Source organism: Nocardia cyriacigeorgica, from assembly GCF_010858045.1.
In the GTDB taxonomy this organism is placed as follows: Bacteria; Actinomycetota; Actinomycetes; order Mycobacteriales; family Mycobacteriaceae; genus Nocardia; species Nocardia cyriacigeorgica_E.
The window spans coordinates 34,051-47,738 of record NZ_JAAGVC010000028.1 but is presented as its reverse complement, the minus strand read 5'-3'; the positions used below and the strand labels follow the sequence as shown (position 1 = coordinate 47,738).

At 70.1% G+C, this 13,688-nt stretch carries 12 protein-coding genes; 8 read left to right on the top strand and 4 right to left on the bottom strand.

What is annotated here, in order from left to right; genetic code table 11:
• Nucleotides 1-2: 2 nt before the first annotated feature.
• Nucleotides 3-3,545 (bottom strand): AAA family ATPase, encoded by a 3,543-nt coding sequence (locus GV790_RS20940; protein ID WP_163815161.1) that lies wholly within the window; start codon nt 3,543-3,545, stop codon nt 3-5.
• The gene (locus GV790_RS20935; RefSeq protein ID WP_163815158.1) at nt 3,542-4,729 is read right to left on the bottom strand and encodes an exonuclease SbcCD subunit D; all 1,188 of its coding nucleotides are present in this window, start codon (nt 4,727-4,729) and stop codon (nt 3,542-3,544) included. The genes GV790_RS20940 and GV790_RS20935 overlap by 4 nt, the downstream gene beginning before the upstream one ends.
• A 202-nt stretch (nt 4,730-4,931) precedes the next feature.
• Between GV790_RS20935 and GV790_RS20930 the strand changes: the two genes are divergently transcribed.
• Nucleotides 4,932-5,813: a DUF6542 domain-containing protein gene (locus tag GV790_RS20930; protein ID WP_309139020.1), complete on the top strand. Its 882-nt coding sequence runs from the start codon at nt 4,932-4,934 to the stop codon at nt 5,811-5,813.
• A gap of 147 nt (nt 5,814-5,960) precedes the next feature.
• Here the strand turns inward: GV790_RS20930 and GV790_RS20925 are convergent, their stop codons facing one another.
• On the bottom strand, nt 5,961-6,974 hold the full coding sequence (locus tag GV790_RS20925; protein WP_163815156.1) for a 4-hydroxy-3-methylbut-2-enyl diphosphate reductase: 1,014 nt from the start codon (nt 6,972-6,974) through the stop codon (nt 5,961-5,963).
• A gap of 112 nt (nt 6,975-7,086) precedes the next feature.
• On the opposite strand from GV790_RS20925, the gene GV790_RS20920 reads away from it, so the two are divergent.
• The 4 genes from GV790_RS20920 to GV790_RS20905 are packed head-to-tail and all read left to right on the top strand — an operon-like array spanning nt 7,087 to nt 9,823.
• The gene (locus GV790_RS20920) at nt 7,087-7,809 is read left to right on the top strand and encodes a lipid droplet-associated protein (RefSeq protein WP_163815154.1); all 723 of its coding nucleotides are present in this window, start codon (nt 7,087-7,089) and stop codon (nt 7,807-7,809) included.
• Nucleotides 7,806-9,158 (top strand): exodeoxyribonuclease VII large subunit, encoded by a 1,353-nt coding sequence (gene xseA / locus GV790_RS20915; protein WP_163815152.1) that lies wholly within the window; start codon nt 7,806-7,808, stop codon nt 9,156-9,158. Before GV790_RS20920 ends, xseA begins: the two co-directional genes overlap by 4 nt.
• A gap of 60 nt (nt 9,159-9,218) precedes the next feature.
• On the top strand, nt 9,219-9,473 hold the full coding sequence (locus tag GV790_RS20910) for an exodeoxyribonuclease VII small subunit (RefSeq protein ID WP_138457264.1): 255 nt from the start codon (nt 9,219-9,221) through the stop codon (nt 9,471-9,473).
• Nucleotides 9,470-9,823, top strand: coding sequence for a VOC family protein (locus GV790_RS20905; RefSeq protein WP_163815150.1), 354 nt, complete (start codon nt 9,470-9,472; stop codon nt 9,821-9,823). Before GV790_RS20910 ends, GV790_RS20905 begins: the two co-directional genes overlap by 4 nt.
• A 54-nt stretch (nt 9,824-9,877) precedes the next feature.
• On the opposite strand, the gene GV790_RS20900 is transcribed toward GV790_RS20905, so the two are convergent.
• Nucleotides 9,878-10,450, bottom strand: a complete 573-nt coding sequence (locus GV790_RS20900) for a DUF4245 domain-containing protein (protein WP_175585964.1) — start codon at nt 10,448-10,450, stop codon at nt 9,878-9,880.
• 128 nt (nt 10,451-10,578) lie between these two features.
• On the opposite strand from GV790_RS20900, the gene glpX reads away from it, so the two are divergent.
• The 3 genes from glpX (at nt 10,579) to GV790_RS20885 (ending at nt 13,524) form a co-directional block, all read left to right on the top strand.
• A complete protein-coding gene (glpX, locus tag GV790_RS20895; protein WP_163815148.1) occupies nt 10,579-11,622 on the top strand; it encodes a class II fructose-bisphosphatase in 1,044 nt (347 codons plus the stop codon).
• Between the two features lie 250 nt (nt 11,623-11,872).
• Nucleotides 11,873-12,529 (top strand): LGFP repeat-containing protein, encoded by a 657-nt coding sequence (locus GV790_RS20890; RefSeq protein WP_280498794.1) that lies wholly within the window; start codon nt 11,873-11,875, stop codon nt 12,527-12,529.
• A 137-nt stretch (nt 12,530-12,666) separates the two neighbouring features.
• Nucleotides 12,667-13,524, top strand: coding sequence for an acyl-ACP desaturase (locus GV790_RS20885; RefSeq protein WP_163815146.1), 858 nt, complete (start codon nt 12,667-12,669; stop codon nt 13,522-13,524).
• Nucleotides 13,525-13,688: the final 164 nt, after the last annotated feature.

Below are 13,688 nucleotides of genomic sequence, written 5' to 3'. Positions count from 1 at the left end.
GCTCACGCCACCGTCGCCTGCAATCGGGAACCCGCGCGGCCGCGGATGACGTGCAGGCGGCTGGGGATGCGCTGGCGCATCTCGTCGACGTGGCTGACCAGGCCGACCACTCGGCCGCCCGCGCGCAGATCGTCGAGGACGCCCATCACCGCATCCAGGGTGTCGGCGTCCAGGCTGCCGAAACCTTCGTCGATGAACAGGGTGTCCAAGACGATGCCGCCGGTTTCGGCCGCTACGGTGTCGGCCAGGCCGAGGGCGAGGGCGAGTGAGGCCATGAAGGTTTCACCGCCGGAGAGGGTTTTGGCCGGGCGGATGGCGCCGGTGTAGTCGTCACGGATATCGAGGCCGAGACCGCCGCGGCGACCGTGCGTGCCGGCCCGGTCGGTGTGCACGAATTCGTAACGGCCGCCCGACATCCGGCGCAAACGGGCCGAACCCGCCAGCGCCACCTCCTCCAGCCGTGCGGCGAGTACATAGGAGCGCAACGACATTCGCCGGTTGTTGGCGCCGCGCCCGGCCACCACATCGGCGAGCGCGGACAGTTCCTCGTGCGCGCGCTGGGCGGGAGCGATGTGGTCGACCGCCGCCCAGAGCTGGCCGCTGAGTTCCTCGAGCTTGGCGACGCGGGTGCTCGCCGCGGAGTGTGCGGCGACAGCGATATCGAGCGCGCGGCGCGCCTCGGCCACCGCCGCGTCCAGTGCGGTCGGATCGCCGGGTTCGGTATCGGCTGCGGCGCGCACTTCGGGTTCGGCCAGCACCGCCTCGGCCGCTGCCTTCGCCCGCTCGGCGGATTCGAGCTGCTGCTCGATCTCCTGTTGGCGGCGCGGCTGGAGAATCACGTGTTCGATTCGGCGCGCGTACGCGGTGAGCAGTGCGATGAGCTGCGCCGGCGTCATCGGTTCGGGAGCAGGTTCCGGTGCGGTGGTCTGCGGATCACTGTCGCCGCCCGTGCGCTGGCCGTCGCTGCCGCTCGAATTTACGGCGCCACCGGTTTCCGCAGCAACGGGCGGCAGATCGAACAAGGTCGGCTCGGATGCGTCCGGAACCACTGCGGCAGCTGCTGGAAGGTCGAACAATGCGGGCTCGGCATCGGGCCCTGCACCTGTCGGGGCGCTGCCGACCACCTGTGGAACCCACGATGCCGGTGGCGGTACCGGCTCGGGATCGAAGTCGACTCCATCAGGGTCGGAGCGCCGAGTCCGCAGCGGCGCATCGGGTACCGGGTTCGGCGGCAGCTCGGAACTGCCGGAATCACGCACGGCGGGCGTAGGCGTCGCGGTGGCCGTAGCTTCGCCCGGTGTCTCGCCCGGCTCGAGCGCGAATCCTGCCGACCGCGCCAGGTTTTCCACCCGCTCCGCGATCGCCCGGACCTGTTGCCAGGCGCTGGCGGCCGCCGTTTCGGCGGCGCGGTAGGCGGTGGCCGCGGCGATCAGGGAGTCGAGCCGGGCGCGGCGGCGGTCGATGGTGGTATCGGCGCCCGCGGCCTCGCGCACGCGTGCGCTGAGTTCGGAGAGGCGGGCTTCGGCGGCGGCGATGGTCGAGGTGATGGTGCCGCGGCGGGTTTCGGCCGCCCGGAGTTGATCGTGCAGGTCGGCTTCCTCCGCGCGCAGCCGGTCGAGTTCCGCGGTGGCAGTGGCGCTCTGGTCGGCGAGTTCGCCGGCATCTTCGTAGCGCAGGGCGGCGGTGCGCAGGGCGGCGGCGAGCTCGACCGGGTCGGCGTCACCGCCGCGGGCGGTCAGGCCCTCGATCTCACGTTCCAGCTCGGCGATCCGGGCCAGCACCTTGTCCCGGGCCGCTTCGGCCGCGCGTTCCTCGGCGCTCGCCGCCTCTTCTGCGTCCTTGGATACCGCGCTCTCGGCCGGTTGCGCCGGGTCCGGATGTTCGGCCGAACCGCAGACCGCGCACGGGTGTCCGTCGGTGAGCTGCCCGGCCAGTTCGGCCGCCATCCCCGCGAGCCGCCGTTCGCGCAGATCCAGGACGCGTTCCTTGGCGTCATTGTGCGCGGCGCGGGCGGTCTCGGCATCCACCCGCGCGCGATCGAGATCCCGCCGCCGCTCGGCCAGCGCGACCGCGGCGGTCGCGGCGCCCTGCAACCGCTCACAGTCGGCGGCCAGCGCGGGCAGCATGGCGGCCGCGTCGGCAGACTTTCTGGCCCGCGCCTGCGCCGCCGTGATCGCCCCCGGAATCGCTTCCCGCCGCTCGGTGATCCGCACGAGCCGCCGCGCCAGTTCGGCCTCCTCGGCTCGCAGCGCGGCGATCTCCCCCGTCAGCTGCTCGGCCGCCGCCGCAGCCGACCCCACCTCGTCCAGCACACCGATCCGCGCACTCCACTGCCGAATCGCACCATCGACGTCGCCGAGGCGGTCCGGCCCTGCCACGGCCGAGTCGGCCGCGATCCCCGAAGCGCCTGTTCCACCGTCGCCGCGCAGCTCCGCATCCGGTAGGCCCGTACTACCCGACCCGCCAAGCAGCTCCCGACCTGGCAGATCAGCACTACCCGGCTCACCGAGCAACTGCGCCAATCGCATTGCGGCCCGGTCGGTTTCATCGTCATATCGCCGTGCGCGCGTCACGGCCGTGCGCGCATCGTCCAACGCCGCGGCGACGGGTTCGGCGCGGCGCGCGGCTTCCAGCTCGGCGCGGCGGGCGGCGCGGTCTTCGGCGGTGGCGGCGTAGGCGTCGAGTTGGCGGCGAGCGGCCAGCAGGCGGCGGTGGGTGTCGGCGAGCCTGCGTTGGTGTTGGGCGGCCGCATCGGCGTGCGCGTGTTCCTCGCGCCTGCGTTCGAGTTCGGTGGTGGCGGTGGCCAGTTCGGCGCGGGCGGTGTCGAGCAGATCCTCGGCCCAGTCGACGGCCTCGAGCGGGCCGACGGTTTCGGTGGCACTGATCCCGGCGGTGACGCCGACCTGCACGATCAGGTTGTCCACCCCGCGGGTGCGGGCGGCGAGTTCGGCGTCGGAGGCGCGTCGGCGTTCGGCCAGCCAGTGTTCGGCGGTGCCGAATCGTTCGGTGTCGAAGAGCTTCTCGAGCAGCTTTTCCCGCTCTTCGTTCTCCGCGCGCAGGAACCGCGCGAAGTCACCCTGCGGCAGCAGCACCACCTGGAAGAACTGTTCGGCGCTCATCCCGAGCAGCCGTTTGACCTCCTCGCCGATATCGGGGATGCGGGACAGGTTGGCGCCGTGGCCGTCCAGCCATTCCAGGGTGGCCTTGGCCTTCTCGATCGAGGTTCCGGTGCCGCGCCGTTTGGGCCGCTCGAATTCGGGGCTGCGGATCAGCCGCACCCGCCGCCCGCCCAGCGTGGCTTCCAGCAACACCTTCGGCGGGGTCTGCGGTGAGGCGTGATCGGAATGCAGGCGTTTGCTGTCATTGCGGGCGCCCGGCACCCGGCCGTAGAGCGCGAAGGCGATGGCGTCCAGCACGGTGGTTTTTCCGGCACCGGTATGCCCGTGCAACAGGAACAGGCCGTCCGCGCCGAGAGTGTCGAAGTCGACGACGGTGGTGTCGGCGAACGGGCCGAACGCGGTGATCTCGAGCCGGTGCAGCCTCATGCCGTGAGTTCCGTGGCGCCCTGCATGCCCGCGGCAACGGCCGTCTCCGCCTCCGGTTCCCTGGTGGCCGCCGCGATGGCCCGTTCCAGCCACCGCATCTCGGAGTCGGTGGGTTCGCCACGTACATCGGTGAGGAAACTGCGCGCCACCTCGGTGTCGCGACGGCCGTGCACGCGTTCGCGGTAACGCAGTTGCGGATCGCCCTGTGGGCGCTCCCATTCCACGTGCACTGCGTACGGGAACCGCTCGCGCAGCTTGCGCATGGCGTCGATGGGGCGCGCGTGATCGGTGAGGGTGGCCGACACGTAGTCCTCGCGGGCCCGGCCGAATTCGGCGCCGTTCAGCAATTCGTCGAGAGTGCCGACCAGCCGGCTCAGCCCGCGCACCACCGGCATCTCCCGCCGGCGCACCGCACTGAGCCCGTGCGCGTCCAGGTCGACGATCCAGACCGCTTTACGATGCGAGCTCTCCCCGAACGAGTACGGCAGCGGCGAACCGGAATAGCGCACCGACTCCGACAGCGTCTGCGGCGAATGCAGATGACCGAGCGCCACATAGTCGATGCCGTCGAACTCGCCCAGCGGCACCGTCTCCACCCCGCCCACCGAAATCGACCGCTCCGACCCGGTGGCCTCGCCGCCGACGACGAACGCGTGCGCGAGCACGACCGTGCGTGCTGCCGGCCTGGCCGCGATATCGTCGCGGATGCGCCCCATCGCCGCAGCCAGGATCTCGGCATGCGAACGCGCCTGCGGCACACCCAGTTCGGCGCGAGTGATCTCCGGCTCCAGATACGGGATGCCGTAGAAGGCGACCTCGCCGTGCTCATCCGGCAACAGCACCGGCCGGTGCGCGTCGGCGACGGTGGTGCGCAGGTACAGCCCGCCGGCCGCCGCGAAACTGGCACCGGCACCGAGCCGGGCCGGGGAATCGTGATTGCCCGAGGTGGCGACGATGCGCGCGCCCGCGGCCCGGATGGCTTCGAATCCGCGATTGCACACCGCGATCGCGTCCGCGCTGGGAATGGAGCGGTCGTAGACGTCACCGGGGACCACGACGACATCGACCGATTCCTCCGCCACCAGCTCCGCGACGGCGCTCAGCGCGTACTCCTGGTCGCCGAGCAGATCGACCCCGTGAAAGGTACGGCCGATATGCCAGTCCGACGTGTGCAGGATTCGCATGCCGCGAACCGTATGGCAACCCACCGACACACTTCAATCAGAGGGCGCCGAGTGTCGGATACCCGCCGGGCGCGCGACCGGCGCGAATGTGACGGTCGCCACGAAGACGGCGGCCCGGGCGGGCGGCGACGGGTGCAACCGGCATCACCCGACCGGCCCTGCCATGACACCGACCGGCGCGTCGGCAGATAGTGTTCTCTACGTGGCTGCTTCCCAACGAGTGCGTACCCGGGTGCCCGCGCCGCAACGTTCGATCCTGCCGTCGGTGCCGGGCGTCCCGGCCGGTGCGGCGGTCCTGATCGCGGTTGCCTGCACGTTTCTGGGCTTCCTGATCGATGCCCTCGGTGACGGCACCGAGCTGACCGGCTCGTTCACCGTGTTCTACGTCATCGGTTGCGTCGCGGCCGTGCTCGCGGTGCGGTTCCGCGGCCTGTTCACCACCATGGTGCTGCCACCGCTGCTGCTGTTCGTCGCGGTGCCGCTGGCCTATCAGCAGCTACTCGGAAAGCCCTCGACCTCGATCAAGGACATCCTGCTCAACCTGGCCATGCCGCTGGTGCACCGCTTCCCCACCATGGTGCTGGCCACGGTGATCGTGCTGTGTGTCGGCGGCGCGCGGATCGCGCTGAATCGCGCCGAACGCGCCACGGCGGCCGAGTCGCAGGCCCGGCGTGGCACCAGTTGGGGACGCAGCGCCGTGCAGGAGCGGCCGCGCGGCGGCAGGAAGAGCGCGCAGCCGAAGAAGGGTTCGCAGTCACTGGCGGGCGCGGCGCGCAATCGCGGCAGGCGCGCCACCGACGACTACAACGATGCCCCCGAGCCCGCCTCGCGTCCGCGGCGGCAGGGCAAGCGCCGTCCGCCGCCGGTGGCCGAGAACCCGCCCCGGCTCGCGGCCGCCGCCCGCTCGCGGGAAGGCCGCCCGCGTGACGCGGCCCGGCCTGCACCGGCGCCGCGTCCGGATATGGAACCCGTCCGCGGTGCCGCCCGGCGGCGCACCGAACCCCCACCGCTGCCCCAGCCGACGGTGCGCTACCGGGATCGGGAATCGGGCCGTATCGAACGCCGGGGACCAGACAGCCGCTGAGCCCCGACGGCAGGCCAAGCCCCGCAGGCAAGGCCCAGCGCGGCGACCACCCCGCCACGGGTGGAGCTCCTCTCACCGAAAGAGCTTCCTCACTTACCCCGGGTAAGTGTCAACTTGCACGGCTGACAGCGACGCTCTCGCCCTGATTCAGCGACGCGACTCGCGCAACTCCCGCGGCAGGGCGAACACCAGCGTCTCGTTGGCCGTGGTCACCGGCTGCACATCGGCGAAGCCGTGCTCTTCCAGCATGTCGAGCACCCCGCGCACCAGGATCTCGGGCACCGAGGCGCCGGAGGTGATGCCGATCGTCCGCACACCCTCCAGCCAGGCCGGATCCACCTCACGCGCGTAATCCACCAGGTAGGCGGCCTTGGCGCCGGCGCCGAGCGCGACCTCGACCAGCCGCACCGAGTTCGACGAATTGCGGGAGCCGACCACGATCACCAGATCGCATTCCGGGGCCATCGCCTTGACCGCCACCTGACGGTTCTGGGTGGCGTAGCAGATGTCGTCGCTGGGCGGATCCTGCAAGCCGGGGAAACGCTCACGCAGCCGCGACACCGTCTCCATGGTCTCGTCGACGCTCAGCGTGGTCTGCGACAGCCAGATCACCTTGGACTCGTCGCGCACGCTGACCTTGTCGACCGCGTCGGGCCCGTCGACCAGCTGCACGTGGTCGGGCGCCTCACCGGCGGTGCCCTCGACCTCTTCGTGGCCTTCGTGACCGATCAGCAGGATGTCGTAGTCGTCGCGGGCGAAGCGCTTGGCTTCCTGATGCACCTTGGTGACCAGCGGGCAGGTGGCGTCGATGGTGCGCAGATTGCGGGCGGCGGCGGAGCTGTGCACCGCCGGGGAGACGCCGTGCGCGGAGAACACCAGCAGCGCGCCTTCGGGCACTTCGTCGGTCTCGTCGACGAAGATGACTCCGCGCTCGCGCAGGGTCTCCACCACGTGCCGGTTGTGCACGATCTCCTTGCGGACGTAAATGGGGGCGCCATGCTTGTCGAGCGCCTTTTCCACGGTTTCCACCGCGCGATCCACACCGGCGCAGTAACCGCGGGGCTCGGCCAGCAGCACGCGCTTGTCGCCGTCGGCACCTCCCACGCCGTCGGAGCGGACAGAGCGGGCGATTCCGACATTCAACGGTATTGCCGAGGACATGCCCACAGGATACGTGCGCGCTATGGCGATCACCCGCTCGGATGCGAGCGAGATAACACGCGAACACCCGGCCCCCTTTTGCACATCCCGCCATTTCGGGCAGGCTAGGACCATGTTCCGACCACCGTTTCTGGCCCGCGTAGCCGCTGGTGCCGCCGTCTACGCCATCGAGGAGACTCGACGGCTGCCGACGGCGGCGGTGAATTTCCCGATCACCGCGATAAGTCAGCTGCTGCAGACCACCATGCACGTCCAGCAGTTCGTCACCAGTCTGGCGCTCAAGGGCGACGTCGTCTTCGATCGCCTGTCCAACCGCGCCGTCGAACAGCCCGCCTGGGCCACCTTCGACGAGGACGAGGCCCAGCCCTCCGGCACCGCCTTCGGCCGGGCCAGGACCAGCAGTTTCGACAGCTTCGGCAGCGATGCCGAGCTGGCCGAGTTCCTCATCACCGAGACGCTGGCGGGTGCGAAGGCCGGACGCAACGGACATGCGGCCACGGTCAGCCCGCTGCGCGAGTCGGCCACCGGGGCGCAGCGCGAAGCCGAGGAACCGCGCGAGGCCGAAGCGCCCGCCGGTGAGACCGAAGCCACCGGTGAGACCACGGCGGTCGCGGAGAGCACCCAGCCGGAGACCGAGCAGGCCGAGGTCGTCGCACCGGAGGTCGCCACCCGCTACGACTACGACACCATGACGCTGGCCCAGCTGCGGGCCCGGCTGCGCATGCTGACCATCGACGATCTGACCGCCCTGCTCGACTACGAGCAGCGCACCCGCGCCCGGGCGCCGTTCGTCACCATGCTGACGAACCGGATCGCCACCGTGCGGGCCCAGTGACCGAACCCTCCTCGCCGACGACGGCCGGCCGGGACACCACCGGCCGGCCCGAACGCGCCGCGCCCGCCAATTCCGCCGACAACCCGTGGCCGGTGCGTTCGGTCTCGATCAAGGTCGCGCAGTGGATCGAGCGGCTCGGCAGCGTCTGGGTGGAGGGCCAGATCACCCAGATCTCGCTGCGGCCGGGTACCCGGACCGCCTTCCTGGTGCTGCGCGATCCGTCGGCCGACATGTCGTTGTCGGTGACCTGCGATCCGGCACTGATCCGTAACTCCCCGGTGCCGCTGCACGAGGGCAGCCGGGTGGTGGTGTACGGCAAGCTCTCCTTCTTCACCGGCCGCGGCACGCTGTCGTTGCGGGTCACCGAGATCCGCGCGGTCGGGGTGGGCGAACTGCTGGCCAGGATCGAACGGTTGAAGGCGCTGCTGGCCGCCGAGGGCCTGTTCGATCCGCGGCTGAAACGCCCGATTCCGTTCCTGCCCAGCACCGTCGGGCTCATCACCGGCCGCGCAAGCGCCGCCGAACACGATGTGCTGACCGTCGCGCGCACCCGGTGGCCCGCCGTGCGATTCGAGATCCGCAATACCGCGGTGCAGGGGCCGACGGCGGTGCCGCAGATCATGGCCGCGCTCAGCGACCTGGACCGTGATCCCGCGGTCGAGGTGATCGTGCTCGCCCGTGGCGGCGGCAGCGTGGAGGATCTGCTGCCGTTCTCCGACGAGGCGCTGTGCCGGGCCATCGTCGCCGCGACCACGCCGATCGTCAGCGCGATCGGGCACGAACCGGACAACCCACTCAGCGACCTGGTCGCCGACGTGCGCGCCGCCACCCCCACCGACGCCGCCAAACGGATCGTGCCCGACGCCGCCGCCGAACTGGCCGGGGTGCGTGAGCTGCGCGCCCGCTCGGCCGCCGCCCTTCGGGGCTGGGTGGACCGCGAAACCCGCGCCCTCGATCAACTGCGTTCCCGGCCCGTGCTGGCCGATCCGCTGCGCGAACTGCGCCATCGGGTCGACGAGGTGGAGCGGCTGCGCACCTCCGCCCGGCGCTGCGCCGAACACCTCATCAGCACGGAATCCACCGCCACCCGGCACCTGCGCGAGAAGCTGACCGCGGTCGGCCCGGCCGCGACCATGGCCCGCGGCTACGCCGTCGTCCAGCGCGTCACCGGCCGCGAACGGCATGTGGTGCACAGCATCGACGACGCGCCGGCCGGCACCCAGCTGCGCATCCGCGTCGCCGACGGCGCCATCTCGGCCGCCGCCCTCGGCACCACCGCGCTCGGCACCAGGGCTGTCCCGCCCGAGTCCGGCCGCAGCGCGGACACCGAGTCCGGACCGGGTCGCTGACCGAACCGCCGGACCCGGCCCCGCCCACCGCGAACCACCGACCCACCGAGAGGACCGACCTTGCCCGACTCCGCCGCCGATCAGCCGACCGACGATCTGGCCGAGATCGCCACCTTCGGCTACGAACGCGCCCGCGACGAGCTGGTCAACGTCGTCAAGATGCTCGAACAGGGCGGCCTGGACCTCGACGAATCCCTGGCCCTGTGGGAGCGCGGCGAGGCGCTGGCCAACCGCTGCGAAGAGCACCTGGCCGGTGCCCGCAAACGCGTCGAGGACGCCCTCTCGCGGGCCGAAGTGGACGGCGAACAGCAGTGAGCATCCGCCGCGCCACCCCCGATATCCGCACCGCAGACATGGCGGCGAGCCGGGCGTTCTACCGGGGACTCGGCTTCACCGAGGCGATGGACCTCGGCTGGGCCGTGATCATGGCCTCGCCGTCGAATCCGACCACGCAGGTCGTGCTCGTGGGCCCGGAAGCCGAAGGGCCACAACCGGATATGAGCGTCGAGGTGGACGATGTCGACGCCGTGCACGCGCAGCTGCTCGCCGCGGGCGCGGACATCGTCTACGCGCTGCGCGACGAACCGTGGGGTGTGCGCCGGTTCTTCGTGCGCGATCCCAGCGGCACCGTCGTCAACGTCGTCACGCATCGCGAGGACAGCTGATCGCCGCGCGGGCGCGCTGCCCTTCGGCCGACGCGTGTGGCTCGGTGCGGCCGGTTACCGCTTTTTCGGCATCGGCTGCGCCGTGCTGACCGCTTCGGCCAACGTGGTGAACGCGGCGTCGTCACCCGCCCCGCGGATCAGCACCCTGCTCTGGCCGAAATCGGCGATCCAGGCCGACTCCTCGCCGGGCTCGTCGTAGACCACCCATTTCTGGGCGCCGATATCCCGGGTGCCGCTGGCGTACCGGGAGCCGAGGATGTGCCGGGCGAGCGCGACCTCGGTGGCGTTGCTCTGGTTCAGCTCCATGTAGGTGCCCTCGGGCGTGATGTAGCCGATGGTGCTGACGGTGCCGCCGCCCTCCTCGGTGATGGTGTCGCGGCTGCCCGAATTCGGCGTCCAGCCCTGTGGCAGGGCCGGTTCACGGATCGGGAAGGTCAGGTTGTCGGCGTCGGACTGCAGGGCCGCCTTGGCGTCGAAGCTGGGGATCTGGCCCTGCGTCGGGCCGTCGCCGGCGAAGCTGCACTGACTGGTCAGCCCGGCGAAAACCACGGCGATCAACGCCAACGGGATCAGCGACCAGACCAGATCCCGGTAGTCGTTCATGATGCGTGGCTTTTGGTTCGGCACGTTCCCAGTATCCACTCGCGACGCCGATCACACCGGTACGGCCCCGCCCCTGCCCAGGTGTGCACGGACGCCTGCCTGCGGAATGAGACAATTGCCCGCGTAAGTACGAGCCAAGGAGGCACACCGCTATGACGGCATCTTCGCCCGCCCCGAGCCGCCGCGAGGCGCCCGACCGCAACCTCGCACTGGAACTGGTCCGGGTCACCGAGGCAGGTGCCATGGCCGCGGGCCGCTGGGTCGGCCGCGGTGACAAGGAAGGCGGCGACGGCGCGGCCGTCGATGCCATGCGCCAGCTGGTCAGCTCGGTGTCGATGAAGGGCACAGTGGTCATCGGCGAGGGCGAGAAGGACGAAGCGCCCATGCTCTACAACGGTGAGCTGGTCGGCAACGGCGACGGCCCCGAGGTCGACTTCGCCGTCGACCCCATCGACGGCACCACGCTGATGTCGAAGGGCTCCCCCGGCGCCATCTCGGTGCTCGCGGTGGCCGAACGCGGCGCGATGTTCGACCCGTCAGCGGTGTTCTACATGCACAAGATCGCCGTCGGCCCCGATGCCGCGGGCGTGATCGACATCACCGCCCCCATCGCCGACAACATCCGCAAGGTCGCCAAGGCCAAGAGCTCGTCGGTCTCCGACCTCACCGTGTGCATCCTGGATCGCCCGCGTCACGCCGAGCTCATCCAGCAGGTGCGCGATGCCGGCGCCCGCATCCGCCTCATCTCCGACGGTGACGTCGCCGGCGCCATCGCGGCTGCCCGTCCCGATTCGGGCACCGACATCCTGGTCGGCATCGGCGGCACCCCCGAAGGCATCATCGCCGCCGCCGCCATGCGTTGTATGGGCGGCGAACTGCAGGGCATGCTCGCCCCCAAGGACGACGAAGAGCGCCAGAAGGCCATCGACGCGGGCCACGATCTGGACCGCGTGCTCAGCACCGAAGACCTCGTCTCCGGCGAGAACGTCTTCTTCTGCGCCACCGGCGTCACCGACGGCGATCTGCTGCGCGGCGTGCGCTACTACGGCGGCGGCGCCTCCACCCAGTCGATCGTCATGCGGTCGAAGTCCGGCACCGTCCGCATGATCGACGCCTACCACCGCCTGACGAAGCTGCGCGAGTACTCCTCGGTCGACTTCCACGGCGACGACGACGCCAACCCGCCCCTGCCGTGATGACGCCCTGAAACAGATGCCGCGACGCCGCCCGAAGGCGGCGCCGCGGCATTGTTCTGGCACTGCCGTGCCTGAAACTCATTGCCCAGCAATTGTTCAGCATGTCGTTTGGTTCACATTCTCCCGGGTAATATTCACGCGGACACCAGCTCAGTAATGGTCAAGCGAACAGTTGCCACGTTCGCCGAGTCCTTGCTGAGCGTCGGCTCCGGTTCGCGTGTGGCTTCACCGCAGCGTTGCGGGAGCCCGCGTGGCCACTCTCGAGAGGATGGACATGCACCACTTCGCTCGACGTACCGCCGGATTCACCATGGCGATCGCCGCATCGGGCCTGCTCGTGGCCGGCTGCGGCGACGATTCCGATACCAGTGATCAGATCGGCAGCAAGATCGGCAGTGTCACCGCCCAGATGGGCGAGGGCACCGCGACCGCCACCCATGCCCCCGGTGAGCACGACGCCACCGGAACTCCCGGTGGCACCGCGGGCGAAACCCCCGGCGGCACCGCCACCGCCACCGGCGCCGAGACCCCGGGCGCGGCGGGCGAGACGAAGTTCAACACCCCGGACGGCGAGGTCACCGTCTCCGGCGTCATCTACTCCAAGTACCTCGAATCCGGCGGCCAGAACAGCCCGCTCGGCATGCCGGAAGACCCCGAGGAGACCGGCCCGAACGGCGGCCGCTACCAGGACTTCGAGGGCGGCACCATCTACTGGAGCCAGGATTCCGGCGCCCACATCGTGTGGGGCGACATCCGGGAGACCTGGGAGGAGAACGGCGGCGCCAACGGCAAACTCGGCTACCCCGTCACCGATGAGGAAACCCTGCCCGACGGCAGCAAGAAGAGCGAGTTCACCGGCGGCACCATCACCTGGATGAACGGCGAGACCACCGTCACCGAGAAGTAGTCATCGACCTCGGCCGGGTGCGCAGGCATTGTCCGGGCGCGCCCGGCCGGGACGTTTTTCGACCAATGCGTCGATCGGCCGCACTGCGATACCCCCACAGTGCCCCACGTGATCCACACAACGGCTAGGTTGGTGCGGTGCAAACTCTCTTGACCGATCGCGAACTGCTCGAGTCGCTCGCGGTGGAGGTGGAACTGAACCTTCGCCGCCACATCGAGGCGGCCGACGGCTGGCAGCCGCACGATTACGTGCCGTGGGACGACGGGCGCAACTTCGGCTTCCTCGGCGGCACCGACTGGGAGCCGGACCAGTCCGAGCTCAGCGAGGTGGCCAAGCTGGCGCTCACCGTCAGCGTGCTCATCGCCGACAATCTGCCCTCCTACCACCGGGAGATCGGTAAGTACCTGCGCACGGGTGCGTGGTGGCGCTGGGTCGGCCGGTGGACGGCCGAGGAGAACCGGCACGAGATCATGATCCGCAACTACCTGATGGTCACCCGTGCCGTCGATCCGGTGGAACTGGAGCGGCTGCGCATGGATCACATGACCAAGGGCTTCCGCCGTGAGCCGCTGCATCTGCTGGACGTGCTGGCCAACGGCGCCTTCGAGGAAGCCGCGTCGGCGGTGCGGCACCGCAATACCGCCGCGTTGAACGAGAACCCGATCGTCACCGCCATCAGCGAGCGCATCGCCGTCGATGACGAACTGCAGTCGGTGTTCTTCGCCAACCTGATCGACGCCGCCTTCAACCAGGTGCCCGATCAGACCATGCGCGCCGTCGCCGATCGCATCGCCGCCTTCCACGTGCCCACGGTCACCCTGCCCGACGGTCGCAGCAGCGACGAGGTGCTGGCCGAGGCGGGCATCTACGACCCGGCCAAGGAGGGCGAGCTGGTCTTCGCTCCCCTGCTGCGGCGCTGGAATGTCTTCACCCGCACCGATCTGGGCGAAGCCGGCGAGGCGGCCCGCGCCGAGCTCGCTCACCTGCGCGGCTGACGATCTGCGTTTCGCCCGCTGATCAGCGGTAATTCCGGATATCGTTGACCGGTTCGACGCACATCCGCACAACCGGAAGAAGGTGAGAGCAGTGATCCTCGATCTGGTAGCAGCAATTCTCAGCTTCGTCAGCGACGTCATCACGATCTCCGCCGATTGACGGC

Excerpts from the sequence above, each read along its gene's own strand:
- GV790_RS20920 (WP_163815154.1), top strand. The coding sequence starts at position 7,087 with ATGTTCCGACCACCGTTTCTGGCCCGCGTAGCCGCTGGTGCCGCCGTC.
- GV790_RS20940 (WP_163815161.1), bottom strand. The coding sequence starts at position 3,545 with ATGAGGCTGCACCGGCTCGAGATCACCGCGTTCGGCCCGTTCGCCGAC.
- glpX (WP_163815148.1), top strand. The coding sequence starts at position 10,579 with ATGACGGCATCTTCGCCCGCCCCGAGCCGCCGCGAGGCGCCCGACCGC.
- GV790_RS20925 (WP_163815156.1), bottom strand. The coding sequence starts at position 6,974 with ATGTCCTCGGCAATACCGTTGAATGTCGGAATCGCCCGCTCTGTCCGC.
- GV790_RS20935 (WP_163815158.1), bottom strand. The coding sequence starts at position 4,729 with ATGCGAATCCTGCACACGTCGGACTGGCATATCGGCCGTACCTTTCAC.